Origin of the sequence: Pseudomonas azerbaijanoccidentalis (assembly GCF_019145495.1) — a bacterium.
In the GTDB taxonomy this organism is placed as follows: Bacteria; Pseudomonadota; Gammaproteobacteria; order Pseudomonadales; family Pseudomonadaceae; genus Aquipseudomonas; species Aquipseudomonas azerbaijanoccidentalis.
The window spans coordinates 880,367-906,306 of record NZ_JAHSTU010000001.1 but is presented as its reverse complement, the minus strand read 5'-3'; the positions used below and the strand labels follow the sequence as shown (position 1 = coordinate 906,306).

Sequence of the window (25,940 nt, the reverse complement as noted above, 5' to 3'; positions counted from 1 at the left end):
AGCGGCTTTTAGGCTGGAGGTGTCGGGCAGGTGTCAAAGGACTGCCTGCCTGCCTCCTTCGAAACCGCTAAAGGAACGGCCAGATGAACCTGCAACACCACGGATTACAGCGCCAGGGTCAATCGCAATGATTACGCTGGCCCAGTTGCGGACGCTGATCGAGCACAGTTTTTCTCCGCTCGCCTGTGAGTGCAGCATCACCGGTGACCATTCGTTGACAGTCAAACTCTACCACCCGGTTTCGGGGCGGGTGGACCTGGTGGTGAGTGGCTTGAACATGGCGACGCTGCAATCGGCCGAAGCCGCAGCGGCCCTGATCGAGGAACTGCGCTATGAATTGCAGAGTAATACCCTGCATCGACCCGATCCGGTGATGTAAGAACTGCCAAGGTTTTCATGGCGTTGGTCACTGATTGGGCTATAAGTGATACGCGAACAATTTTTTTGTGACAGGTCCGCGGATTTTGCGCGCGGGTTCCGTTGTCACAAAAAGGTGTCGATCACTTATCGCGGGTCAACCTATGAAAAATCTTGGGAAACGCGTTTGTACACCTCTGTCGCTGGCATTTTGCGCAGCGATCCTCAGTGGTTGCGCCAGTCCGCCACCACCTCCACCCGTCACACCACCCCCTCCGCCAGAACGCACTTGCCAGACCTTGGATAAAACCGACGTCATGGGCGATGTGCGTGGCGAAAACGGCGAGGTGACACGCGTCACCACTACTACTCGCTGTATTACCCAGTAAGCCCGGGTCGCCTGATGCTTTCCCGTAGGAGCTGCCGCAGGCTGCGATCTTTTGATCTCAATCTTGAAAAATCAAAAGATCGCAGCCTGCGTCAGCGCCTACAGGAATTGTGGTAGATCAGGACAGGAAGCCGCCATCCACGTTGAGCGAAACGCCGGTGGTGTAGCTGGAGGCGTCGCTGGCCAGGTACAACACTGCGCCGGCCATTTCGCTCGGGTCGGCCACGCGTTTCAACGGGATTTGCTGCAACGCGGTGTTCAGGATCGCCTCGTTCTTCACCAGCGCCGAAGCGAACTTGGTGTCGGTCAGGCCCGGCAGCAACGCGTTGCAGCGGATGCCGAATTGTGCGCATTCCTTGGCGAACACCTTGGTCATGTTGATGACCGCAGCCTTGGTCACCGAATAAATGCCCTGGAAGATCCCCGGCGAAACGCCGTTGATCGACGCGACGTTGATGATGCTGCCGCCACCGTTTTCGCGCATCAGCTTGCCGGCTTCAACCGACATGAAGAAGTAGCCGCGAATGTTCACGTCGACGGTTTTCTGGAAGGCGCTGAGGTCGGTGTCCAGTACGTTGCAGAACTGCGGGTTAGTGGCGGCGTTGTTGACCAGGATGTCCAGGCGACCGAACTGTTCCTTGATCCCGGCGAAGACCTGGCTGATCTGCTCCATTTCACCGATGTGGCAGGCCACGGCGGTGGCTTTGCCGCCGGCGGCGATGATCGCGTCGGCCACGTGCTGGCAACCGTCAAGCTTGCGGCTGGAGACGATCACGTGGGCGCCTTGCTGGGCCAGTAGTTTGGCGATGGCCTCGCCGATGCCACGGCTGGCCCCGGAGACGAATGCGATCTTGCCGTCGAGGTCGAACAACTGAGTCTTGGACATGGGATTCCCTTGTAATGAAGTCTTGTTATGGGGCCAGATGCTGAATCAGAGGCTGGATTTATTGATGACCTGCAGGCTCATCTGCTCGAGCAGTTTGTTCATGTGAATGAACTGCGCGAAGCGTTTGTCCTGGGTCTGGCCATGGAAGAATCGGTAGTAAATCTGCTGCACGATGCCGGCCAGGCGGAACAGGCCGTAGGTGTAGTAGAAATCGAAATTGTCGATCTGGATGCCCGAACGCTGGGCGTAGTAGTCGACGAATTCGCGGCGGGTCAGCATGCCCGGCGCGTGGCTCGGCTGACGGCGCATCATCTGCACCGGCGCCGGGTCACCGGCTTCGATCCAGTAGGCGAGGGTGTTGCCCAGGTCCATCAGCGGGTCGCCGAGGGTGGTCAGTTCCCAGTCGAGCACGCCGATGATCTGCATCGGGTTGTTCGGGTCGAGGATGACGTTGTCGAAGCGGTAATCGTTGTGGACGATGCTGGACGTCGGATGATCGGCCGGCATCTTGTCATTGAGCCAGGCCTTGACCACTTCCCAAAGCGGCGCATCGGGCGTCAGGGCTTTTTCGTAGCGCTCGCTCCAGCCTTTGATCTGCCGCGCCACATAACCTTCAGGCTTGCCGAGGTCGCCCAGGCCATAAGCGTTGTAGTCGACCTGATGCAGTTCGACGAACTTGTCGATGAAACTCTTGCACAGGGCTTCGGTTTTCGCTGAGTCGAGCCCCAGTTCCGGCGGCAGTTCCGAGCGCAGGATGATGCCGTTGACCCGCTCCATCACATAGAACTCGGCGCCGATCACCGATTCGTCGGTGCAGTGCACATAGGCTTTCGGGCAGTACGGAAAACCGTCGCGCAATTGATTGAGAATGCGAAATTCGCGGCCCATGTCATGGGCGGATTTGGCTTTGTGGCCGAACGGCGGCCGACGCAGGACGAACTCCTGCTCGGGGTATTCCAGCAAATAGGTCAGGTTCGACGCGCCGCCCGGGAACTGGCTGATTTGTGGCAAGCCGCTCAAGCCCGGAATGTGGGCCTTGAGGTATGGATCGATGAGGCTGGCATCGAGTTCTTCGCCGGTACGGATACGGGTGGACTGGTCAGTAAGCGCCATGCTTATCCCTTCTGCTTATTTTGGAGGCCAGACATCATTGGCTAATCTAATGGTGCGCCTTTGGAGCCACAAGCACGACGCGGTCTTATAGGTTAGCGTGTTGCCGGATAATCAGTGATCCTGATGTGTCAGCGCGGGCATCGGATCGGCCTCCATGACGCCCGGAGCATCCTTGCTCACAGGCGGGACGCGGGTCAGAACGACTTGCTGACGCTCGCTACCACTGTCGCACTGCAAACGTCATCGAAGCCCCAGTTGCTGGCGCATTGGCTCTTCGACAGGTCGGTGTCGATATAGCTCAGGCCCAGCATCAGGCCGGCCAGTTCGTGGGTCAACTTGACCTCCCATTCACGGTACGAATCTTCGGCCTCGCCCGAGCTTGAGTAGAGGTACGGGTCCTTGAAGTCCATGTTGCCGTAACGCAGCTTCAGGCCGGTGTCATAGGGCAATTGGGTTTCATAGCCGACATAGGTGTAGAGCGAGTTCTGCTTGCTGTCGATGCCTGGCGCATCATCGGAATAATAGGCCGCCAGTTGCACCCCGTAGACGCTGAGAATGCCGTAGACCTCACTCTGATTGAACTGGCTCTCCTTCGGGTACGAATATTTGAGATAGCCAAGGTCAAGGCTGACGTCATCGGTGGCTTGCCACAGCCAGCCGGCGTAGTAGTCGACTTCCTGACGGGTTTTCAGGCCCCCACCAAAATCGACGTTGGAACTCCACGCGCCCAGGTACAGGCCACTGCTGTGGGCCAGGGTGACAGCGCCTTGAATGGCCGGGTCGTTCTGGGTCTGCGAGATGCCGCGGGTGCGGTAGTCGCTGGCCAGGGTTGCGTCCAGCAACAGTGAGAAATCATCGTTCAAGGTAATGGCCTGGCTGCTCAAGGGCAGCAAAGACAAAGAACCGAGGGCGAACAGGGTGAAGGCTTTCATGAGAGACGTCCCGATATTGTGATTGTTATGGGCAGATGCGAGGCAAGGCTGCGCCGGGCCTCGTGCTTAAAGCACGAGGTCGGGCAGCGCGGTAATTGCGGTTTTTATTAGAGAGTCGGTGCGTAGACCTGACGGCCGGCGAACCAGGTTTGCAGCACTTGGGTGTCGTGCAGGGCTTTTTCATCGACGCTGAACACGTCGCGGTCCACAACGATGAAATCGGCCTGTTTGCCGGCGCTCAACGAACCGATGGTTTTATCCAGGCCAATCGTGCGCGCCGCGTTGAGGGTGTAGGCGTAGAACATGGTTTCGCGGTCGATGCGTTCATCGGCGTTGAGCACGCCCAGCGGGCCGACCCGCGTCATGGCCTGGGCCATGGCGTTGAACGGGTTCGGTGACGACACCGGCCAGTCGCTGGCACCGGCGATGGTCGCGCCCTGTTTGAGCAGCGAGTGCGCCGGGTATTGGTACCGGAACGCCAGGGCACTGACGTAAGGCTTGATCATGTCGGTGGTGTAGTCGTCGGCAGCGGCCCAGAGCAATTGCATTGAGGCGATGACGTTGAGCGGCTTGAACCGGGCAAACTCTTTCGGGTTGACCATTTGCAGGTGAGTGACGGAGTGCGTCACGCCGCTCTGGCGGTCTTTGCGCGCCTGCTCGATGCCGTTCAATGATTCACGCACGGCACGGTCACCGATGGCGTGGATGTGCACCAGCCAGCCGCGTTGGTCGATGGCACTGACCAGTTCACCGAAATGCTTGGGATCGATCAGCAGTTCGCCCTGTTTGTGCGAGTTGCTGTAAGGGTCGATCATCGCCGCGCTCTGCGCCGGGTACTCGATCACGCCGTCGGCGAAGATCTTGATGCCGGGCAGCGTCAGGTTGGGAATGCCCTGAAATTGCTGGCGGACCTTGTCCAGCGTGTCGAGATCGGCCGGTACGCTTTTCGAATTGGCCACCAGTAATGCGGCGATGTGGGCAGTCATGCCGCCGCTTTCCGCCAATGCCTTGTACACCGGCAGCACCCCGACGGTTTTCTCCGTGGGCTTGAGGGCGAAGATTGGCTCGCCGGGGGCGGCGTTGGCGGCCGGGTCCATCCATGCGGTGATACCCACACTGTTGTTGTAGCTCACGGCGGTTTGCGCTGCTTCGAGCATGTCGGCGGCACTCGGCGACGGCATTTTCGACGCGACCCGATCCCAGCCCGCATCGACCAGAAACCCGTTGGGCGTGCCGTCCTTGAGCTTGCCAATGGTGCCGTCTTCAGCCGCCGGCAACGACTTGATCAGCGCGGCATCGATGCCGGCGCGCTTGAGCATCACATCATTGGCCCAGGCCGTGTGATGGTCGCTGCCGGTGAAGACCACGGGCACCTTGGCCCATTCGCCGCTGTTGAATTTCTTGCCCAGCGCTTCGGCCTGCGCCCAGTACGCCGAGCTCATGCCGGCGATGCTCAGCACATCGCCGTGCCGCGCCTTGCCGTCGTCACGCCAGGCACGCAGGCGTTTTTCCAGCTCGTCGAGGTCCACGACCTCATCTTCCATATTGGCCGATACCATCTCCAGTCCACCGAAAATCGCGTGGGAGTGGGTATCGATCAGACCTGGCATCAGGGTCTTGCCGCCCAGGTCGATGACCTTTGTTCCTGATTCGATCAACGCTTTTATTTGTGCATCGCTGCCCACTTGCAGCACTTTGCCGTCCTGAATGGCCAGCGCCTGAACCTGGGGCTGATTGCGGTCGGCGGTGAAAATCTTGCCGTTAACCAACACTAGGTCAGTCGCTGCCATGGCTTCCAACGAGGCAAAACTCACAGCGGCCATCAATAGGTTCGGGATGAATCTTTTCATTGAATGTTTCCTTGTTATTGCGTCTGATGGCCAGATTAGTGGGTTGCGGCGCGCGGCAGAACGCCTCGCTCACGAAAAACGTTTTTGCCTGAATGGAAAAAGTATGGACAAGCTGGGTGCACTGAAAATGTTCGTGGTCACGGCGCAACTGGGCAGTTTCAGTCGCGCAGCCGAACAGTTAGGCAAGACTCCATCGGCACTGACCAAAGCGGTGAACCACCTGGAGGCGGAGTTGGGCGCCCGGTTGTTCGAGCGCAGCACTCGGCGGATTTTGCTCACCGAATCCGGGCGGCTCTATCTGGAAACTGCGCGGCAGGTGTTGCAGCGCCTGGATGAGGCGGGCGAGGAAATCGAGCAGTTGCAGCATGGCTTGCGTGGCAGCCTGAAAATCACCGCACCGCTGGCGTACGGGCAGGCTTTTCTGGACCAAGTCTGCGGTGGGTTTCTTGAGCAATACCCGCAGATCAACCTGCAAGTGGACCTGTGCGACGAGTTCGTCAATTTGCTGGAGAGCGGCTACGACCTGGCGTTGCGCGAAGGCCATGACGACTTGCCGGGGTTGATCGCCCGCGTGGTCGGCAGCAACCGCTTGGCGCTGTGCGGCAGCCCGGCGTACCTGGCGCGCAAGGGGCTGCCGGTTACGCCGCAAACCCTCGATGACCACGAATGGCTGCTGTACCGCCATCCGTTGCTCAGCCGCGAATTCTGGTGGGTCGAGCGTGACGGGCAGCGCCTGAGCCTGCCACAACCGTTGGCGCCACGTCTGCGCAGCGACAATTACGACTTGCTGCTGGCCAATGCCCTGGCCGGACGCGGCCTGCTGCATACGCCGTTGTGGAGTGCCGCGCCGTACATCGCTGACGGGCGACTGGTGCGGGTCATGGCCGACTACGATATCGACCCGGACAGCTTTGGTCCGCACATTCTGGCGGTGTACCCGAGCCATCGGCGGGCGACGGCCAAAGTGCTGGCGTTTATCGATTACATCGCGGGGTTTCTGGCGTCTCGTGGGTTGAGCAGTGACTGACCGGATTTTCACTCCCCTGTAGGAGCTGTCGAGTGAAACGAGGCTGCGATCTCTTGATCTTGTCTTTAAAAAGCAAAGTCAAAAGATCGCAGCCTCGTTTCACTCGACAGCTCCTACACAAGTCCTTGCCAGGAAAATGCCAAAAGAGTACAAATGTACTCCATGACGACTCTGACTCCCCGCCGTACCGCCATCCTGACTTTTATTCGCGAGCGCATCGCCGAACACGGTCAGTCTCCGAGCCTCGCTGAAATCAGCGAGGCGTTCGGCTTCGCCTCCCGCAGCGTGGCGCGCAAGCATGTGCTGGCGCTCACCGAAGCCGGGTTTATCGAGGTCAACCCGCATCAGGCCCGGGGCATTCGCCTGCTCGGGCAACCGCCACGCCCCGAGTTACTGGACATACCGGTCCTCGGCCGGGTAGCGGCGGGTGCGCCGATCGGGGCCGATGCCGAAATCCACAATCGCCTGCTGCTCGATCCGTCGATCTTCTCGCGGGTGCCGGACTACATGCTGCGGGTGCGCGGTGATTCGATGATCGAGGACGGCATTCTCGACGGTGATCTGGTGGGCGTGCACCGCAACCCCGAAGCGCTCAACGGCCAGATCGTCGTGGCGCGCCTCGACGGCGAAGTCACCATCAAGCGCTTCGAGCGGGTCGGCGACACCGTGCGCCTGCTGCCGCGCAACCCGGCTTATCAGCCGATCATCGTCGAAGCCGACCGGGACCTGGCGATCGAAGGCGTGTTCTGCGGCCTGGTGAGGCAAGGCTGATGGGCGCCGTCGTTGCGTTGGATACGCTGTTCAATGGCGGCCAGGTCTGGAAAGGCCGGCCTGCGCCACCGGCGGTCAGCCCGCAACCCACCGGGCATGCTGTGCTGGACGCGGCGCTGCCCACGGGCGGCTGGCCCGAGGCGGCGCTGACCGAAATCCTGCTGACCGGGCAGGGCGTCGGTGAGTTGCAACTGGTATGGCCGGCGCTGGCGCGGTTGTCGGCGGCAGGCGAACGTATCGTGCTGGTGGCGCCGCCTTACGTGCCCTATCCCCAAGCCTGGCAGAGCGCCGGGGTCGATCTGCGCCAGTTGTCGATTATCCAGGCCAGCGAGCGCGATGCGCTGTGGGCCGCGGAACAATGCCTGCGTTCGGGCAGTTGCGGCGCGGTGCTGTGCTGGCCGCACAAGGCCGATGATCGCGCCTTGCGTCGTTTGCAGGTGGCGGCGGAAACCGGCCAGACCCTGGCGTTTGCCTATCGCTCGCTCAGTGAAGCGGTCAACCCTTCGCCCGCGGCACTGCGCATCGCCATCGATGCCAAACCGGCGCAGCTGCGCGTGCTCAAGTGCCGGGGCGGGTTGGCCCGTTCGGCGCCGATTGCCTTCGCCGTGGGGCATTGAGGTTGCCATGCGCTGGGTTTGCATTCTTTTCCCGCAATTGGCGCTGGACGCCGTACTGCGTCAGCGCGCCGACCCCGACGAGCCGCTTGCGCTGCTGACCGGCCCGGCCCAGCGGCGGATGCTGCAAGCGGTCAACGGCCCGGCGCGCGCTTTGGGCCTGCGCCCCGGCCAGTCCATGAGTGCCGCGCAAGCGCTGAGCAAGGGCTTTGCCACCGCCGAGTACGACGTGGCCGACATCGAGCACTGGCAGCAGTTTCTGGCGGCCTGGGCCTATCGGTTCAGTTCCCAGGTGAGCGTGCATTACCCGCGGGCATTGGTGTTTGAAATCGAATCGAGCCTGGGTCTGTTCGGCGACTGGCCACAATTGGAAGCGCGCCTGCGCACGGAGCTGGGCGAACTGGGCTTTCGGCACCGCATCGTCGCGGCGCCCAACCCGGCGGCGGCGCGAATGCTGGCCAACGCCTACGACGGTCTGGTGGTGCCCGATGACCAAGCCTTGCAGTATCACCTCGGTCAAATGCCCATCGACCGCATTGGCCTGGAGGCTTGCGTCGCCACGGCACTGTCGCGCATGGGGCTGCGCATCCTGAGTCAGGTGCAGGCCTTGCCCCGGCACAGCCTGGCCCGGCGTTTCGAGGCCCAAGTGCTCAGGCATCTGGACACCTTGTCGGGTTTGCGGCGGCTGGCGCTGGCGTTCTATCTGCCGCCGGATCGCTTCGATGTGCGCATCGAACTCAATTTCGATGTGCAATCCCATCAGGCCTTGCTGTTTCCCTTGCGTCGGTTGACCGGTGATCTCTCTGCGTTCCTTTGTGGCCGGGACAGCGGCGTGCAGCGTTTTGACCTGCACCTGGAGCATGCCGGTTTAGCGGACACGATCATCAAGGTCGGCCTGCTCAGCGCCGAGCGCGATCCGGCGATGCTGTTCGAGCTGGCCCGGGGGCGGCTGGAACAGGTTCAAGTCGCGGCACCGGTGCGCGGTTTTCGCCTGCGCGCTGAAGATTTGCCGGCCTTCGTGCCCCAGTATCAAGAACTGTTCGACGATCGTCCGCAGCAGTCCTTGCCCTGGGAGCAACTGCGCGAACGCCTGCGTGCGCGGCTGGGGGATGACGCGGTGCATGGCCTGCGCTTTCAAGCCGATCACCGTCCCGAGTGCGCCTGGCAGGCTAGAGCCGACAGCCAGCCCTGTGCCGGGTTGGCGACCGTGCAGCGCCCGGGTTGGCTGCTGACCGAACCGCAAACAGTGCACGAAGGGTCGACCCGCATCCTTATGGGACCGGAGCGGATCGAGTCCGGTTGGTGGGACGGCGATGACGTGCGGCGTGATTATTACCTCATCGAAACCCGGACCGGCCAGCAGGGCTGGGCCTATCGTGTGGTGGGCGAGGATGGCCCGTTGTGGCTGCAAGGCTGGTTCGCATGAGTGCCGGCTATGCCGAGCTGCACTGCCTGTCGAACTTCAGTTTCCAGCGCGGTGCCTCCAGTGCCCTTGAGCTGTTTCAACGGGCGAAAAAACAGGGTTACCAGGCTCTGGCAATCACCGACGAGTGCACGTTGGCCGGCATCGTCCGCGCCTGGCAAGCCGCGAAATCCGTGGAGCTGCCGCTGATCATCGGCAGCGAGATTCGCATTGAGAACGGCCCGAAACTGGTGCTGCTGGCGGAGAACCTTGAGGGGTATCAGGCGCTGTGCCGATTGATCACCCGCGCCCGGCGACGTACGCAGAAAGGCCAGTACCGGCTATTGCGTGAGGATTTCAGCGAACCCTTGCCGGGACTGTTGGCGTTGTGGGTGCCGGACACGGTCAATGACGTCGAGCAGGGCCGCTGGTTGCAACAGGTCTTCGCCGAACGCCTGTGGCTGGCGGTGCAGTTGCATCGTTGCCAGGACGATAGCCGGCGCCTCGGCGATCTGCTGGCCCTGGCCCGGGAACTGGGGATTGCGGCGGTGGCCAGCGGCGATGTGCACATGCACGCGCGCGGACGGCGGGCCTTGCAGGACACCATGACCGCGATCCGTCATCACCTGCCGGTGGCCGACGCCGGGTTGCGCCTGCACCCCAACGGTGAGCGGCATCTGCGCAGCCTCGACGTCCTGTCCAGCCTGTATCCGCCAGCGTTGCTCGACGAAACGCTGGTCATTGCCCGGCGTTGCACGTTCGACCTCGGCCAATTGCGTTATCAATATCCACGGGAGCTGGTGCCTGATGGGCATTCGGCCGCGTCGTGGCTGCGTGATCTGACAGACAAGGGCATCGCGTGGCGCTGGCCAAAAGGTCCGAAAGGCGAGGTGCTGGCGCAGATCGACAAGGAACTGGAGCTGATCGCCGAGCTGGGCTACGAAAGCTATTTCCTGACGGTCCATGACATCGTTCGTTTCGCCCGTGAGCAGCAGATTCTGTGTCAGGGGCGCGGTTCTGCCGCCAACTCGGCGGTGTGCTTTGCCCTGGGCATCACCGAAATCGACCCGGATCGCACCACGTTGTTGTTCGAGCGTTTTCTTTCCAAAGAACGCAACGAACCGCCAGACATCGACGTCGATTTCGAGCACGAGCGGCGCGAAGAAGTCTTGCAGTACGTGTTCCAGCGTTATGGCCGCGCCCGTGCTGCGCTGACGGCGGTGGTCAGCACCTATCACGCGGCGGGGGCGGTGCGCGACGTGGCCAAGGCGCTGGGTTTACCACCGGACCAGATTAACGCCCTGGCCGATTGCTGCGGGCACTGGAGCGACGAAACCCCACCCGTGGAGCGCTTGCTTGAGGGTGGCTTTGACCCCGAGAGCCCGGTGTTGCGACGGGTGCTGAGCCTGACGGGGCAACTGATCGGTTTCCCTCGGCACCTGTCACAGCACCCTGGCGGCTTCGTGATTTCCGAGCAGCCGCTGGACAGCCTGGTGCCCGTAGAAAATGCGGCCATGGCCGAGCGCACCATCATCCAGTGGGACAAGGATGACCTCGACGCGGTGGGCCTGCTCAAGGTCGACATTCTTGCGTTGGGCATGCTCAGCGCTATTCGCCGCTGCTTCGATCTTTTGCGTCGTCACCGAAACCTCGACCTGAGCCTGGCGACGATCCCGTCCGAAGATGCGGCCACCTACGAAATGATCGGTCGCGCCGACACCATCGGCGTGTTCCAGATCGAGTCGCGGGCACAGATGTCGATGCTGCCGAGGCTGCGGCCCAAGACCTTTTACGATCTGGTGATCGAGGTGGCGATCGTGCGGCCCGGGCCGATCCAGGGCGGTATGGTGCACCCGTACCTGCGTCGGCGAAACAAGGAAGAGCCGGAGGTTTATCCGTCACCGGAACTGGAGGTTGTGCTCAAGCGCACCCTCGGCGTGCCGCTGTTTCAGGAGCAAGTGATGCAGATCGCGATTGTCGCTGCCGACTACAGTCCCGGCGAGGCCGACCAGTTACGCCGCTCCATGGCCGCCTGGAAACGCCATGGCGGGCTCGAACCGCACAAGGAGCGGCTGGCGGCGGGGATGAACAAAAACGGTTACACCGCAGAATTCGCCGCGCAGATTTTCGAGCAGATCAAGGGCTTCGGCAGTTATGGTTTTCCCGAGTCCCACGCCGCCAGTTTTGCATTGCTGACCTATGCCAGTTGCTGGCTGAAATGCCACGAGCCGGCGGCGTTTGCCTGTGCGTTGATCAACAGTTGGCCCATGGGTTTCTACAGCCCCGACCAGATTCTGCAGGACGCACGCCGCCATCACTTGCAGATTCGCCCAGTGGACGTGCGGGCCAGCGACTGGGATTGCAGCCTGGAGCCGGTGACCGGCGCGCAACCGGCGATTCGCATGGGGATGCGGATGATCAAGGGCTTTCGCGAGGACGATGCCCGGCGTATAGAAACAGCGCGGTCCAGAGGTGCGTTTGCCGACATCGCCGACCTCGGTGAACGGGCGCGACTCGATGCTCGCGCCCAAGAACAGTTGGCGGATGCCGGTGCGTTGCGCGGGCTGGCCGGTGATCGTCATCGGGCACGCTGGGAGGTGGCAGGGGTGCAGAAACAGCTCGGCTTGTTCGCCGGGCTGCCAAGTCAGGAGGAGGGCGCCATCGTGCTGCCAAAACCCACTGTCGGTGAGGACCTGCGGGCCGATTACAACAGCGTCGGCACCACCCTCGGCCCGCATCCGCTGGCGTTATTGCGCGCTGAGTTGAAAGCCCGGCGCTGCCGCAGTTCGAAAGAGTTACTGGAGGTCGAACACGGTCGACCGGTCAGCGTCGCGGGGTTGGTGACCGGCCGCCAACGCCCTTCCACCGCTAGCGGTGTGACCTTCGTCACCCTGGAAGACGAGTTCGGCAATGTCAACGTGGTGGTCTGGCGCGACCTGGCCGATCGGCAGCGGCAGGTGCTGGTCGGCTCGCAATTGCTCAAGGTGGATGGGCGCTGGGAGAAAGAGGGCGAAGTTCGGCATTTGATCGCCGGGCGCTTGAGCGACTTGAGTCCGCTGCTCGATGGCATCAGCGTGCGTAGCCGCGATTTTCACTAACGCCACGCATCCCCCTGTAGGAGCTGCCGAAGGCTGCGATCTTTTGGCTGCCTTGAGATACCGAAGATCACGATCAAAAGATCGCAGCCTTCGGCAGCTCCTACAGAGATCACGTACGTTTTATTTGGCAATCGGCCAAAACCGCTCGCCACCGCCCGGCGCCTCCGTCCAGGCCTGCAACGACCGCGTCGGCAAATCGAAATAGTCCCGCGTGCGCGCATAACCATGGCCACCCATGCGGCCAATCGCATCGAGCCCCAGTTGATCGATGTACAGGGTTTTCGGGTCGATCAGCTCATCGCGCACATGGGCCATCAGCACTTCACCGAAGATGATCTCCCGCGATTGGCCGATGTTCAGCGCCATCATCCGTCGGCACTCCAGCGCTACCGGCGCTTCGCCGATGCGTGGGCATTTGACCGTGGTGCCGGGGATGGCTGTAAGGCCGGCAGCGGTCAGCTCGTCGAAGCCGGGCGCGAAAGGCACCGCGCAGACGTTCATGGCTTCCACCAGCGCATCGCTGACGATGTTCACGGTGAATTCCTGATTGAGCTGGATATTGCGCGTGGTGTCCTTGGGGCTTTGGTCACCATAGTTTTCCACGCCCAGGGCGAGGATCGGTGGATCGGCCGACAGCGCATTGAAGAAACTGAACGGTGCGGCATTGATCCGGCCTTCGCCATCGATGGTGGTGACCAACGCAATCGGGCGCGGCACCACGCTGCCAATCAGAATCTTGTATTTGTCCCGAGGGCTCAGTTGGCTGAAATCGAAGCTTTGCATAGGAAAAAATCTCTAAAGGAGAGGGTCAATGGCGCACAGTGGCGCCTGTGCACTGAATTCGTCGGCGAACGGGATGGCCGGTTGGAAAAGACTTTTCCAGTCCGGTTGGCCGAAAGCCCGGTCGGCATGGCTGCGCATGAGTTTTTCGAACTGTTGTTGGGCCTGGCGTTGCAGGGCGGGGTAGTCGATGCCTTGCACCTGACCTTCGTGCATCACGCAGCGACCATCGATGTAGCTGGCGATGCAATCGTCGCCGCGACCGGCCAGAAGCAGGTTTTTCAGCGGATCGAACAGCGGCCCCAGATGCATCCCGCGCAGGGTGAAGACGGTGATATCGGCTTTGGCCCCCGGCGCCAGACGCCCAAGGTCATCACGGCCCAGTGCCTTGGCGCCGCCGAGGGTCGCGGCGTTGTACATATCCAGTGTGCTGGTCAGCGCATTACCGCCTTCCATCAGCCGCGCGATGTTCAAGCCTTGACGCATGTTGTCCAGCAAGTCCGCCGGCCAGGTATCAGTCCCCAACGCGAAGTTGATGCCCTTGGCCTTATAGCGGCCAAACGAATTCAACGCCTCGCCGTCCCGGGCAAACACCACCGGGCAATGCACCAGGCTGGCACCGCCATCCACCACGCGTTGCAGGTCGTTATCACCACGGGTGTAGATGCCATGCGGCAACAGACTGCGTGGGTTCAAAAGCCCAAGCTGCTGCAACCAGCCCAGTGGCGAGGTGCCGCGCAGTTGTTCGACCATGGCCACTTCGCCGAGGCCCTGACAGCAATGCAGACGCATTGGCGCGTTCAATTCCCGGCTCAATGCAGCGGTGCGTTGCAGCAGCGTGGGTGTGCAGGTCTGGATGCGGTCGGGCAGCAACGCGCCGCGAATCAGGTCATTGTGAGAGCCGTCGAAATCCCGGAAAAACCGTTCGGCGGCATCAAGCCCGGTCATACCCCGGGCTTCGTCCCAGTGGTGGGCCAGGGTGCCGTCGGCCTGCCAGTAACTCATGCCGCTCATGTAGCAAGGGCCGAGGTAGGTGCGCAGCCCCAGTTCAGCTGCCACATCGGCGACCGCCGCAAACTCATCGTAGGTTTCGGCCCACTCGCGGTAATACATCGAAGTGATCGGCATGGCCGTGGTGATGCCGTTGCGGATCAACTGCGTGAAGGCGTAGCGGTATTTGAAGACCTCTTCCTCGGGGCTGTAGCTTTCCCGCGACCCACGCGCCAGATACTCCGCCGACCACATCCGGCCCATGTCGCGCTCGTCGCCGTTGTCCAGGGTCAGCACCGTGGAGTCGAGATCGCCGAGGGCATCCAGATCAATGAAACCGGGGCCGATCAACGCGTTGCCGTAGTCAATCCACTGATCCACCGGCCCCGCATAACCGCGCCCGACGAACTCAATGCGTGAACCGGCGAAGACTACTTCGCCGTCGCGCCACAAAACATGCTGCGCACCGTCGAAGCCGACCACGCAACTGGCTCGCAAGCCGATGCGCTTCACAAACGGCTGTCCAGCAAACGTCCACCGTCCGCAACCAAGCGCCCGGCGCGATACACCTGACGTAGCGGCCGCGAAACCACCGCTTCACCCAACGTTTGTACGGGCATCAGCAGGAAGTCCGCCGCTTGGCCGATCTGCAGCCGATTAGCTTCGCTCCCCAAGGCCTGGGCGCCATTGACCGTCGCCGCCTCGAACGCCGCCGCGAGTTCTTCGTCCTTGTTCAAATCGAAACGAAATGCCAGCAACATTGCGCGTTCGAGCATGTCGCCATTGCCCATGGGCGACCAGGCATCACGGATGCCGTCGGACCCCAGGCACACATTCACCCCGGCTTCGCGCAAGGCCAGAAACGGCGGCACCGCGCAATCGGCGGGGGCGGAACTCATCAGCGAGATGCCCTGTGCGGCCAGGCGTTCGGCCACCGGTTTGACCTGACTCCACGGCAGCATGCCCAAGCAATACGCGTGGCTGATCATCACTCGGCCCTGGCGGTTGAAACGCTCGGTGTAGTCGGCGATCAACGCGATCTGCCACAGGCCCAGCTCGCCCTTGTCGTGCAGGTGAATGTCGACGCCACGGTCGAACTCGCTGGCCAGTTTGAAAACGAAATCCAGTTGCGCGATGGGGTCGTTGTCGATGCCGCAAGGGTCGAGGCCACCGACGTTTTCCACGCCAAGGGCCATGGCCTCGCGCATCAGTTCGGCAGTGCCGGGGCGGCTGATCAGGCCGGTTTGCGGGAACACCACCAGTTGCAGGTCGATCAGGTCACGGTAGTTTTCGCGCAGTTGCTGCATGGCCTCGACGTGACGCAAGCCGAATTCCGGGTCGATGTCGACGTGGCAGCGCATGGTTAGCGAACCGCGGGCGATGCAGTTTTCCAGCAGCGCGCCGGCCCGTTGTGCGATGGGGCTGGTGACTTCGCGCAGGATGCGCCGTTCGTTGGCGATGTAGTCCTTGAGGGTCGGACCTGCGCTGTTCGGGCGCCAGGGTTGGCCCCAGAGGGTTTTGTCCAGGTGCACGTGGCTTTCTACCAACGCGGGGGTGAGCAGTTGGTTCTTGCCGTCGATGTCGGTGGCCAGCAGCTCATCGGTCGACGCCGGGCGACGTTGGCTGAACCGGCCGTTTTCGATCAACAAGTCTTCGGCGGGGGCGCCGAAGGGGCGCACGTTGCGCAGCCAGCGGGGTTGGTTCATTGCGTACCTCAAATTCAGTGGTGTCTTGGAGGCCTCATCGCTGGCAAGCCAGCTCCCACAGTGATTTGTGTTGATCACAAAATTTGTGAACACCCGCAAACCCTGTGGGAGCTGGCTTGCCAGCGATGGCCGCGACTCGGTCTCGGATCAGCCCTTGAGCTTCGCCCAAATCCGGTCCTGCAACTCCCGCGCCTTGTTGCTGCATTCCTTCTCGGGGCGCAGGCGTGAGGCGAATTCGTCGGGCATGTTGATCGCATCCATCACTCGCCATTTGGCATCGATCAGCTTGTCGCTCTGGATGCCGTTGTCGTAGGCGATGGCGTTGGACACGGCGGCAGCGTTTTCCGGTTTCATCATCCAGTCGATGAAGATCTTGGCGTTGCCGGGGTGGGGTGCGCTTTTCGGTACGGCGAAGTTGTCCTGGAACATCGCCAGGCCTTCTTTCGGGTATACGTATTTAATGGTGCTCTTCTGCAAGGTGGCCCGCGCTGTAGAGCCGTTCCAGTTCTGCATCATGATCACTTCACCAGAGGCCATGCGGTCGACGGTGTTGTCCGAGCTGTACATCTTCAGGAACGGTTTCTGTTTTTGCAGCAGTTCGAGAATGCGCTTGGCGTCCTGCGGGTTTTCGCTGCACTCATCGACGTTCAGGTAGTGGCTGGCGGCATTGATCACGCTGCTGGAGGTGTCGAGGGCGGCGAGTTGGCCTTGTAGTTCCTTGCGCGGTTCGAAGAACTCTTTCCACGAGTCGTCCAGTTTGCCGCCAGGCACCCGGGCGCTGTCATAGGAGAACCCGGTGGTGCCCCACAGGTAAGGTGCCGAGAACTTGCGGCCCGGATCAAAGCTCGGGTCACGGAACGCCGGTTTGACGTACTGGAAGTTGGGCAGGGCAGAAGCGTCGATTTCCAGCAGCAGGTCCTGGTTGATCAGGGTGCGCATGATCGATTGCGACGGCACGATCACGTCATATGCCGCGCCACCGGCCTGCAACTTGGCCAGCAGGGTTTCATTGCTGTCGTAGCCGTCCATGGTGACCTTGATGCCGGTCTCCTTTTCAAACTTGGCCAGCAGCTCGACCGGGTAGTAGTCGGTCCAGTTGTAGAAGAACAGTTCCTTGGGCTCGGCAGCGTGGGCAGAGAACGCGGTGAAGCAACTCATGGCCAGACCGGCAACGGCGAAACGCATGGTTTTTTTCATCAGAGAACGCTCCAGACTCATTGTTGTTTGCCGCGCTGTCCCAGCCAGAAGGCCAGCACCACCAGCACGATGGAAATCACCAGCATCAGGGTCGAGATCGCATTGATCTCCGGCGTCACGCCGGCCTTGATCGCCGAGAAGATGTACACCGGCAGGGTTGTGGAACCCGGTCCGGCGACAAAAAAGGTCATGATGAAATCGTCGAGGCTGACCACAAACGCCAGCACCGAACCGGACAACACCGCCGGCCACAGCAACGGCAGCGTGACGCGGCGGAACACCTGCCACGGGTTGGCGTACAAATCGTTCGCCGCTTCCAGCAGGCTCTTGTCCAGGTCATTGAGCCGCGCGCGGATTGGCAGGTAAGCGAAGGGAATGCAGAAGCCGATGTGCGCGACGATCACGGTCAGCAAACCGAGCTTGATCCCCAGCGCCATGAACAGCAGCAGGGTGGCCACGGCGGTGACGATTTCCGGCAGGATCAGCGGCAGATTTATCCCGCCCTCGACCATTTTCTGGCCGTAGAACGGCCGGTAAGTCGCCAGTGCCGCGAGCAAGGCAATCGCGGTGGCGCAGACCGTGGCGATGCTGGCGACGATGATCGAGTTCAGCGCCGCTGTCTGGATCGACGGGTTGGCCAGGATGCGTCCGTACCAGTCGAACGAGAACTCGGTCCACACCGTTGCCGAGCGGTTGGCGTTGAAGCTGTAGGCGATCAACACGAAGATCGGCAAGTACAGATAGGCCAGCATCAACAGGCTGATTTCACGGGTCAGCGGCAGTTTCTTCAGGTGCAGGGCAATCATGCTTGGGCTCCTGGGCGTTGGGTCTTGGCGGCATTGCGGCTATAGAGGGCGTAGAGCACCAGCGACACCAACATGATTCCCAGCAACAGGAACGACAGCGAACTGCCCAGCGGCCAGTTGCGCGCGGTGCCGAACTGCTGTTGGATCAGGTTGCCGATCATCAAGGTCTTGCCGCCGCCGAGAATCGCCGGAGTGATGAACGCACCGAGGCTTGGCACGAACACCAACAGCGCACCGGCAATCACTCCTGGCATCGACAGCGGCAGGATGATCCGGCGCAACGCGTGCCAGCGGTTGGCCCCCAAGTCGTAGGCGGCTTCCACCAGGCGCCAGTCGAGTTTTTCCAGGGTCGAGTAGATCGGCAAAATCATGAACGGCAGGAAGCTGTAGACCAGCCCGACGCTGACCGCGAAGTCGTTGTAGAGCAGGGTGATGCCACCGGCCTGGGGCAGCAGCGCGTTGAGGCTCTGGGCGACCCAGCCGTGTTCGCGCAGGATGATCAGCCACGCGTAGTTGCGGATCAGCAGGTTGGTCCAGAACGGGATGGTGATCAGCAAAACCATCAGGTTGCGCCGGCGCGGTGTGAGGCTCGACATCCACAATGCCACCGGAAAACCGAACAGGAAGCACAGGACCGTGGTGCCACCGGCCTGGAACACTGATCGCAGCAGCGCTTGGGCGTAGACCCAGTTCAGCTCCAGTTCGCCGTCAAAACCTTCCTGGAAAAACAGCTGCACGTAGCTTTGCAATTGCCAGTCGGCCTGCCAGTCGACGCCGCCATAGACGTTGCGCGGCAGCAGGCTGATGTAGCCCATGATGCCCAGCGGAATGGCGATCAGGGCCAGCAGGGTCAAAACCACCGGACTGAGCAGCAGCGCGCGGTTGAGGGCTGGGGAAGTGCTGCTGACGCTCATCTCAGGCCTCCATCAACAGGCAGGCGTGGGGCGGCAGGTTGACCGCGACGCGATCACCGACCACCCGGCCGTGGTTCAGGCCTTCGTTGTTCTCGCGCAGCATGACCTTGATGTCGTTATTCAAACGGCATTGGTAGAGCGTGGCCGTGCCGACATACAGCACTGCTTCGATCACGCCGCGCAGGTGATGCGGTTGCGTTGGATCGACAAGCTGAGAACGCTCCGGACGAAACGCCAGTTGCACCCGCGAACCGTCGAAGCCTTGGGCCGGGCAGGGGATTTCCACCGGCATGCCGTTGGGCACGAACAGGTTTTCGTTTTGCTGGCCACGCTTGAGGTGACCGGGCAAAAAATTGATATCGCCGATAAATTGCGCGACGAACTGATGCTGCGGACGCTCGTAGATTTCATTGGGCGTGCCGATCTGCAGGATCTTCCCGGCCGACATCACAGCGATGCGATCGGACAGGGTCAGGGCTTCTTCCTGATCGTGGGTGACGAAAATGAAGGTGATCCCGGCTTCTTTCTGCACGCGCTTGAGTTCGACCTGCATCTCCTTGCGCAGCTTGAGATCCAGCGCCGACAGCGGTTCGTCCAGCAACAACACTTTGGGTTTCGGCGCCAAGGCCCGGGCCAGAGCGACCCGTTGCTGTTGGCCACCGGACAGTTCGGCCGGTTTACGCTTGGCCAGGTGTTGCATTTGCACCAATGCCAGCATCTCGTCGACGCGCTGCGGGATCAGTTTGCGATCAAGGCCCTGCATCTCGAGGCCGAAGGCGATATTCTGCGCAACACTCATGTGCGGAAACAGCGCGTAACTCTGGAACACCGTGTTGACCCGACGCTTGAACGGCGGCAGGTCGTTGACCGGTTCGCCGGCAAGGCGAATCTCGCCTTCGCTGACATGCTCGAAGCCGGCGATGGTGCGCAACAGGGTGGTTTTGCCACAGCCGGAAGGACCGAGCAGGGTGAAGAATTCGTTGTCGGCGATGTCCACCGAGACGTTGTCCAGCGCTGGAGCCAGCCCCGGATCGTCGGAATACCGTTTGGAGACGTTACGCACTTCGATTGCAACTGGATGACCCATAATGGTGCATTCCTCTAATTATTGTATGCAAAATCTGGATGCAATTTAGAAATACCCGGATTAATCTGCCTGTGCAAGCCCCTTTTTCAATGGCTGTTCATTCGCCAGGGTTGGTTGCACTGGGCATAAGGAGTTGATGAATGACGGAAAAGAAACTGGAAACCACGGTAGACCGCGTCTACCAAGGGGTTTACGAGGCGATCAGCAAGCGTTCGCTACGTCCGGGTATGAAGCTCGGCGAAGCTTCACTGGCCGAGTTGTTCAATGTCAGCCGCACGTCTGTTCGTGCCGCGCTCAAGCAGTTGGAAGCCGATGGATTGGTCACCACCGAGCCCAACAAAGGTGCGTCGGTGTCGTTGCCGAGTGACGAAGAGATCCGTTCTCTGTTCGAAACCCGGCGTTTGATCGAGATTGGCATCGTCAGTGAGCTGTGCCGTCGTCGCGATACCGCCGTGACCCAGGACTTGCGTGATCACTTGCTGCTGGAAGATGAAGCGCATCAAAGCGGCGATCACGAACGGCTGATCCATCTGCTCGGCGAGTTTCACATCAAACTCGCCCGCAGCCTGAACAACCCGGTGTTGCTGGACTGGTTCCAGAAACTGATCTCCCGTGCCTCGCTGTACGCCGCGGCGCTGGATGACGACAGCCATGAGGCTTGTCGAGATGACGAGCACCTACGGCTGATCGAATACATTGAGGCGGGCAACCAGAGTGCGGCCATCGAGCTGACCTGCATGCACCTCAATGGCATCGAGAAGGCGATCCTCGATGTGGCGGCCACCCTCAAAAGCAGTTACAACCCGCTCAAGCATTTGATAGAGGTGTAGGCTCCCGGAAGCCTGTAGCAGCTGCCGAGCCCGCGAGGCCGCGTTCGGCTGCGAAGCAGTCGCAAAAACTGACAACCCGGTGCGTCAGGAAAACCCCGCTTGCCGAATCTACGACTGCTGCGCAGCCGAACGCAGCCTCGCGGGCTCGGCAGCTGCTACAAAAGCCTTGAAATCTGCTCGGCAAGAATCAGCTATACCTCTATGAAACGAATGGCGTGCACGATGCTCGAAACAAACGGGTGCAATAACCGGGGCGTAAAGTCAGCCGATGCAGTTTCTAGAAGATAGCCATGGGTGCTCCGGCTGGAGCGGCGAAATGGCCGAGCGCATTCGTGCGTTCGACTGGAGCGGGACCGAGTTGGGGCCGATCGACAACTGGACCAGGAGCCTGAGCAGTACGGTGCAGTTGATGCTCGCTTCACCGTTGCCGATGGTGATGCTCTGGGGCCGGCCCGGTTACATGATCTATAACGACGCCTACTCGGAGTTTGCCGGCGGGCGTCATCCTTATCTGTTGGGAGCCCCGGTGGAGCTGGGTTGGCCGGAAGTGGCCGAATTCAATCGGCACGTGGTCGATACCTGCCTGGCGGGCGGCACCCTGTCTTTTCGCAACAAGGAACTGGTGTTGCTGCGCGACGGTGTTCCGGAAGACGTCTGGCTGGACCTCTACTACAGCCCGGTTGCCAACGACGACGGTTACCCCGCCGGCGTCATGGCGATGGTGGTCGAAACCACTGAATTCATGATTTCCGAGCGTCTGCGCCAAGCGGCGGAAAACGCCTATCGCGCCGATAACGAGCGGGTGCGCCTGGCGCTGAATGCTGGGGCCTTACTCGGCTCTTTCGTCTGGGACATCAAGTCCAACGTATTGAGTGGCGATGAACGCTTCGCCCGCACCTTTTCCTATCCCGCCGGGCAAAGCCTGCAAAATCTGCCGCAGGATATGGCCGAAGCGCGTATCCACCCCGACGACCGTCCCTGGGTTCAGGAGCAAGTCCAACGATCGATGCAGACCGGTTCAGCGTTCAACGCCGAGTATCGGGTGTTGCGCCCCGACGGCAGTTATCTGTGGGTGTTGGCCAGCGGCTGTTGCGAGTTCGATGAGCAGGATGAGCCGTTGCGTTTCCCCGGTGTGCTGATCGACATCCATGAACGCAAAATCGCCGAAGAATCCTTGCTCAAGTTCACCCGCAACCTGGAGCAGCGCGTCGCGGATGAAGTTGAAGCGCGGCTGGCGGCGGAAGAACAATTGCGTCAGTCGCAAAAGCTCGAAGCCATTGGCGGCCTCACCGGTGGCGTGGCCCACGACTTCAATAACCTGCTGCAGGTGATTGCCGGCAACCTGCATCTGCTGGCCCGGCACGAACCGGACAACGCTAATGTGCAACGGCGGGTCAGCGCTTCGATTGCCGCTGTCGAGCGCGGCGCGAAGCTGTCTTCGCAATTGCTGGCGTTTGCCCGTCGTCAGCCACTGTCTCCGGCGATCTGCACGCCCCAGCAGATTTTCGACGGTCTTAGTGAACTGTTGCAGCGTGCGCTGGGGGAAACCTTGCAGGTCCACATGACGACGCCTGCCGAGTCCTGGCGGATTTTCGTCGACCGCAATCAGTTGGAAAACGCCATCCTCAACCTGGCAATCAACGCCCGCGACGCGATGAAGGGCGAGGGCACTATCGAGCTGAACGCCGACAACATCAGCCTCGACCGTGGGTTCTGCGCAGGTAAAGGCATTGTGGCTGGCGACTACGTGCGGGTTTGTGTGGCCGATACGGGCGGCGGCATGGCGCCGCAGGTGCTCGCGCAGGCCTTCGAACCGTTTTTCACCACCAAGCCCGACGGGCAGGGCACGGGGCTGGGGTTGAGCATGGTGTTCGGTTTCGTCAAGCAGAGTGGCGGCCATATCGAGATGTCCAGCGTCGTCGGCCAGGGCACCCGTGTAGCGCTATATTTCCCACGCAGTTTGCGTTCGATGGACGATGAAACCCTCGCGCCGGACGTGCAGCAGCAGGGCGGTCACGAACGGGTGCTGGTGGTGGAGGACAATGACGCGGTGCGCGCTTCGACAGTAGAGCTGTTGCGCGAAGAGGGCTATGAGGTGCTGATCGCTGCCAACGCCGACGTCGCCATGCAGATGTTGTTGGAAGGGGTGGCGGTAGACTTGATTTTCACGGATGTGGTCATGCCCGGCCTGATCAAGAGTTCGGACTTGGCCGCCTGGGCCAAGGTGCAAGATCCGCCGGTGGCCGTGCTGTTCACCTCGGGGCATACCCGTGACATTATTTCGCGCAATCACCAGCTTAGCCCCGACACCCATTTGCTGAGCAAACCTTATAGCCCGGATGCGCTGACCCGAATGGTGCGCACCGTGCTCAATGGGTAAACACACATCCTGTGCAGGAGCTGCCGCAGGCTGCGGTCATTTGATCTTGATCAACAACCATTTCAAGACCGCCAAAAGATCGCAGCCTGCGGCAGCTCCTACAGTCACGTCTATCCATCACCTTTTGAACAAGGCTGCATGATGACCTCCAACCCTCCCTCCGACATGGTCAGGGTGCGTGGCGCCCGGGAACACAACCTCAAGAATGTCGACGTCGATATTCCCCGCGACGCCCTGGTGGTGTTCACCGGGGTGTCCGGTTCGGGCAAATCGTCACTGGCGTTTTCGACGCTGTACGCCGAAGCGCAACGCCGCTATTTCGAGTCGGTGGCGCCTTACGCGCGGCGGCTCATCGATCAGGTGGGCGTGCCGGACGTGGATTCCATCGAAGGCCTGCCGCCCGCCGTCGCCTTGCAACAACAACGGGGCACGCCGAGCACGCGCTCTTCGGTGGGCAGCGTCACGACCCTGTCGAGCCTGATCCGCATGCTGTATTCGCGTGCCGGCAGTTACCCGCCGGGGCAACCGATGCTGTATGCCGAAGACTTTTCACCCAATACCCCGCAAGGTGCTTGTCCTGAATGTCACGGCTTGGGGCGGGTGTATGAAGTCACCGAAGCGCTGATGGTCCCGGACCCGAGCCTGACCATCCGCCAGCGTGCCGTAGCTTCCTGGCCCTTGGCGTGGCAGGGCCAGAACCTGCGGGACATCCTGGTGACCATGGGCTACGACGTTGATATTCCGTGGCGCAAGCTACCCAAAAAGCAGCGCGACTGGATTCTCTTCACCGAAGAAACCCCGACCGTGCCGGTGTATGCCGGGCTTACGCCGGAAGAAACCCGGGTCGCTCTCAAGCGCAAAATGGAGCCAAGTTATCAGGGCACCTTCACTGGCGCGCGGCGCTACATCCTGCACACCTTCACTCACTCGCAAAGTGCGTTGATGAAGAAGCGTGTTTCGCAATTCATGCTCGGCAGCCCTTGCCCTTTGTGCGACGGCAAACGGCTTAAGCGCGAGGCGTTGTCGGTGACGTTCGCCGGTTACGACATCGGCGAACTGTCGCAGATGCCGTTGCTGCAAGTGGCCGAAGTGCTCAAACCCGTAGCAGCCCGGCATTACCTTGAAGAAGGTGATGAAGCGGGCGAAGTGCTGACCCACGACCAGACCCGCGAGGCCCGTGAACAGCGCGTGGCCCACGGCGCCAGCGGCCACGCCAATGCTCCGGATGTACGCCACACGCCGAACCTGTCGGTGGAGAAGCGTCTGGCCGCACAACGGATCGCCCAGGATTTGCTGGAGCGGGTCAGCACCCTGACCGACCTGGGTCTGGGTTACCTGGCGCTGGAGCGCAGCACGCCGACGCTGTCGTCGGGTGAGTTGCAGCGTTTGCGCCTGGCGACGCAACTGGGTTCGCAGCTGTTTGGTGTGATCTACGTGCTGGACGAACCTTCTGCCGGTTTGCACCCCGCCGATGGCGAAGCGTTGTTCGAAGCCTTGCAACGTTTGAAGGCGGCGGGCAATACCTTGTTTGTGGTCGAACACGATCTGGAGACCATGCGCCGCGCTGACTGGTTGATCGATGTCGGCCCGGCAGCGGGCGAGCACGGCGGGCGGGTGCTGTACAGCGGCACGCCGGCCGGGTTGGCTGATGTGGCCGACTCGCAAACCCGCGCCTATCTGTTTGCCGAGAGCGTCAGCCAGTCGCGGGTCAGCCGCAAGGCCAGCGACTGGTTGCGGCTGGAAGGCATCACTCGCAATAACCTGAACAACCTCAGTGTCGAGTTTCCCTTGGGTTGTTTCACCGCGGTGACCGGTGTTTCGGGTTCGGGCAAATCCAGCCTCGTCAGCCAGGCGTTGCTGGAGTTGGTCGGCGCACATCTGGGGCGTCCGGCCGTCGAGAACGAGCCGCAAGAATTGAGTCTGGAAGACGATGCGCCGCAAACCAGCGGCGGTCAGGTCACGGCAGGGCTGGCGTCGATCAAACGGCTGGTGCAAGTCGATCAGAAACCCATTGGCCGCACGCCGCGCTCAAATCTTGCGACTTATACCGGGCTGTTCGACAACGTGCGCAAGCTCTACGCCGCCACACCCGAGGCCCAAGCGGCGGGGTACGACGCCGGGCAGTTTTCTTTCAACGTCGCCAAGGGCCGTTGCCCGACCTGCGAGGGCGAAGGTTTTGTCAGCGTTGAATTGCTGTTCATGCCCAGCGTCTACGCGCCATGCCCGACTTGCCACGGTGCCCGCTACAACCCCGACACGCTGGCGATCACCTGGCAGGGCCGCAGTATTGCGCAGGTGCTGCAGCTGACCGTGGACCAAGCCGTGGAGGTGTTCGTCGAACAAGCGGCTATTCGGCGCTCGCTGGAGGTACTGCGCGACATCGGCCTCGGTTACCTGCGCCTGGGTCAACCGGCCACCGAGTTGTCAGGCGGCGAAGCCCAGCGCATCAAACTGGCCACCGAGCTGCAACGCAATCAACGCGGGGCGACCTTATACGTGCTCGATGAACCGACCACGGGCCTGCACCCGCGAGACGTCGATCGCTTGCTGGAACAGCTGAACAATCTGGTCACGGCCGGACACACCGTGATCGTTGTCGAGCACGAGATGCGTGTGGTGGCGCAGTGCGACTGGGTGATCGACATTGGCCCTGGGGCCGGGGATCAGGGCGGCAGGATTGTCGTGGCGGGGACGCCGCAGAAAGTGGCCAAGAGTAAAAAGAGCCGGACAGCGCCGTTTTTGGCCAGGGCTTTGTTGTGAGCTGAAACAAAAGATCGCAGTCTGCGGCAGCGCCTACACGGGGCTGCGTGCA

20 protein-coding genes are annotated in these 25,940 nt (G+C 61.4%); 9 read left to right on the top strand and 11 right to left on the bottom strand.

What is annotated here, in order from left to right:
• Positions 1-127 precede the first annotated feature (127 nt).
• Positions 128-379 (top strand): DUF1652 domain-containing protein, encoded by a 252-nt coding sequence (locus KVG88_RS03730; protein ID WP_217870365.1) that lies wholly within the window; start codon positions 128-130, stop codon positions 377-379.
• A 484-nt stretch (positions 380-863) separates the two neighbouring features.
• Here the strand turns inward: KVG88_RS03730 and KVG88_RS03725 are convergent, their stop codons facing one another.
• The 4 genes from KVG88_RS03725 to KVG88_RS03710 all read right to left on the bottom strand — a co-directional run bounded on the left by KVG88_RS03725 (position 864) and on the right by KVG88_RS03710 (position 5,526).
• Positions 864-1,631 carry an SDR family oxidoreductase gene (locus KVG88_RS03725; RefSeq protein WP_150700658.1) on the bottom strand — a complete coding sequence of 256 codons (768 nt, stop codon included), beginning with the start codon at positions 1,629-1,631 and terminating at the stop codon, positions 864-866.
• Positions 1,632-1,676: 45 nt separating this feature from the next.
• Positions 1,677-2,744: a phosphotransferase family protein gene (locus KVG88_RS03720; protein ID WP_217870364.1), complete on the bottom strand. Its 1,068-nt coding sequence runs from the start codon at positions 2,742-2,744 to the stop codon at positions 1,677-1,679.
• A gap of 194 nt (positions 2,745-2,938) precedes the next feature.
• On the bottom strand, positions 2,939-3,676 hold the full coding sequence (locus KVG88_RS03715; protein ID WP_217870363.1) for a TorF family putative porin: 738 nt from the start codon (positions 3,674-3,676) through the stop codon (positions 2,939-2,941).
• 107 nt (positions 3,677-3,783) lie between these two features.
• Positions 3,784-5,526, bottom strand: coding sequence for an amidohydrolase (locus tag KVG88_RS03710; RefSeq protein ID WP_217870362.1), 1,743 nt, complete (start codon positions 5,524-5,526; stop codon positions 3,784-3,786).
• A gap of 103 nt (positions 5,527-5,629) precedes the next feature.
• On the opposite strand from KVG88_RS03710, the gene KVG88_RS03705 reads away from it, so the two are divergent.
• The 5 genes from KVG88_RS03705 to KVG88_RS03685 all read left to right on the top strand — a co-directional run bounded on the left by KVG88_RS03705 (position 5,630) and on the right by KVG88_RS03685 (position 12,438).
• Positions 5,630-6,553, top strand: a complete 924-nt coding sequence (locus KVG88_RS03705) for a LysR family transcriptional regulator (protein ID WP_217870361.1) — start codon at positions 5,630-5,632, stop codon at positions 6,551-6,553.
• Positions 6,554-6,706: 153 nt separating this feature from the next.
• Positions 6,707-7,324 (top strand): transcriptional repressor LexA, encoded by a 618-nt coding sequence (lexA, locus tag KVG88_RS03700; protein ID WP_150700653.1) that lies wholly within the window; start codon positions 6,707-6,709, stop codon positions 7,322-7,324.
• Positions 7,324-7,941, top strand: coding sequence for a translesion DNA synthesis-associated protein ImuA (imuA, locus tag KVG88_RS03695; RefSeq protein ID WP_150700652.1), 618 nt, complete (start codon positions 7,324-7,326; stop codon positions 7,939-7,941). Before lexA ends, imuA begins: the two co-directional genes overlap by 1 nt.
• 7 nt (positions 7,942-7,948) lie before the next feature.
• Positions 7,949-9,364 (top strand): Y-family DNA polymerase, encoded by a 1,416-nt coding sequence (locus tag KVG88_RS03690; RefSeq protein ID WP_217870360.1) that lies wholly within the window; start codon positions 7,949-7,951, stop codon positions 9,362-9,364.
• Positions 9,340-12,438, top strand: coding sequence for an error-prone DNA polymerase (locus KVG88_RS03685; RefSeq protein ID WP_217870359.1), 3,099 nt, complete (start codon positions 9,340-9,342; stop codon positions 12,436-12,438). The genes KVG88_RS03690 and KVG88_RS03685 overlap by 25 nt, the downstream gene beginning before the upstream one ends.
• A gap of 120 nt (positions 12,439-12,558) precedes the next feature.
• Here KVG88_RS03685 and KVG88_RS03680 read toward each other — a convergent pair whose 3' ends face one another.
• The 7 genes from KVG88_RS03680 to KVG88_RS03650 all read right to left on the bottom strand — a co-directional run bounded on the left by KVG88_RS03680 (position 12,559) and on the right by KVG88_RS03650 (position 19,918).
• Positions 12,559-13,221: a flavin reductase family protein gene (locus tag KVG88_RS03680; RefSeq protein WP_217870358.1), complete on the bottom strand. Its 663-nt coding sequence runs from the start codon at positions 13,219-13,221 to the stop codon at positions 12,559-12,561.
• 12 nt (positions 13,222-13,233) lie between these two features.
• Positions 13,234-14,721, bottom strand: coding sequence for an amidohydrolase family protein (locus tag KVG88_RS03675; protein WP_217870357.1), 1,488 nt, complete (start codon positions 14,719-14,721; stop codon positions 13,234-13,236).
• Positions 14,718-15,914, bottom strand: a complete 1,197-nt coding sequence (locus KVG88_RS03670) for an amidohydrolase family protein (RefSeq protein ID WP_150700648.1) — start codon at positions 15,912-15,914, stop codon at positions 14,718-14,720. Before KVG88_RS03670 ends, KVG88_RS03675 begins: the two co-directional genes overlap by 4 nt.
• 147 nt (positions 15,915-16,061) lie before the next feature.
• On the bottom strand, positions 16,062-17,111 hold the full coding sequence (locus KVG88_RS03665; RefSeq protein WP_412071238.1) for an extracellular solute-binding protein: 1,050 nt from the start codon (positions 17,109-17,111) through the stop codon (positions 16,062-16,064).
• Between the two features lie 17 nt (positions 17,112-17,128).
• Positions 17,129-17,917, bottom strand: a complete 789-nt coding sequence (locus KVG88_RS03660; protein WP_150700647.1) for an ABC transporter permease — start codon at positions 17,915-17,917, stop codon at positions 17,129-17,131.
• The gene (locus KVG88_RS03655) at positions 17,914-18,831 is read right to left on the bottom strand and encodes an ABC transporter permease (RefSeq protein ID WP_217870356.1); all 918 of its coding nucleotides are present in this window, start codon (positions 18,829-18,831) and stop codon (positions 17,914-17,916) included. Before KVG88_RS03655 ends, KVG88_RS03660 begins: the two co-directional genes overlap by 4 nt.
• Before the next feature lies 1 nt (position 18,832).
• Entirely contained in the window at positions 18,833-19,918 is a 1,086-nt protein-coding gene (locus KVG88_RS03650; protein ID WP_150700645.1) for an ABC transporter ATP-binding protein, read from the bottom strand.
• A 140-nt stretch (positions 19,919-20,058) separates the two neighbouring features.
• On the opposite strand from KVG88_RS03650, the gene KVG88_RS03645 reads away from it, so the two are divergent.
• From KVG88_RS03645 to KVG88_RS03635, 3 genes are all read left to right on the top strand, one after another.
• Complete coding sequence (locus KVG88_RS03645) at positions 20,059-20,748, top strand: GntR family transcriptional regulator (protein ID WP_007987445.1); 690 nt, start codon at positions 20,059-20,061, stop codon at positions 20,746-20,748.
• Between the two features lie 268 nt (positions 20,749-21,016).
• A complete protein-coding gene (locus tag KVG88_RS03640) occupies positions 21,017-23,128 on the top strand; it encodes a hybrid sensor histidine kinase/response regulator (RefSeq protein WP_217870355.1) in 2,112 nt (703 codons plus the stop codon).
• Positions 23,129-23,269: 141 nt separating this feature from the next.
• Positions 23,270-25,888, top strand: coding sequence for an excinuclease ABC subunit UvrA (locus tag KVG88_RS03635; RefSeq protein ID WP_217870354.1), 2,619 nt, complete (start codon positions 23,270-23,272; stop codon positions 25,886-25,888).
• Positions 25,889-25,940 lie beyond the last annotated feature (52 nt).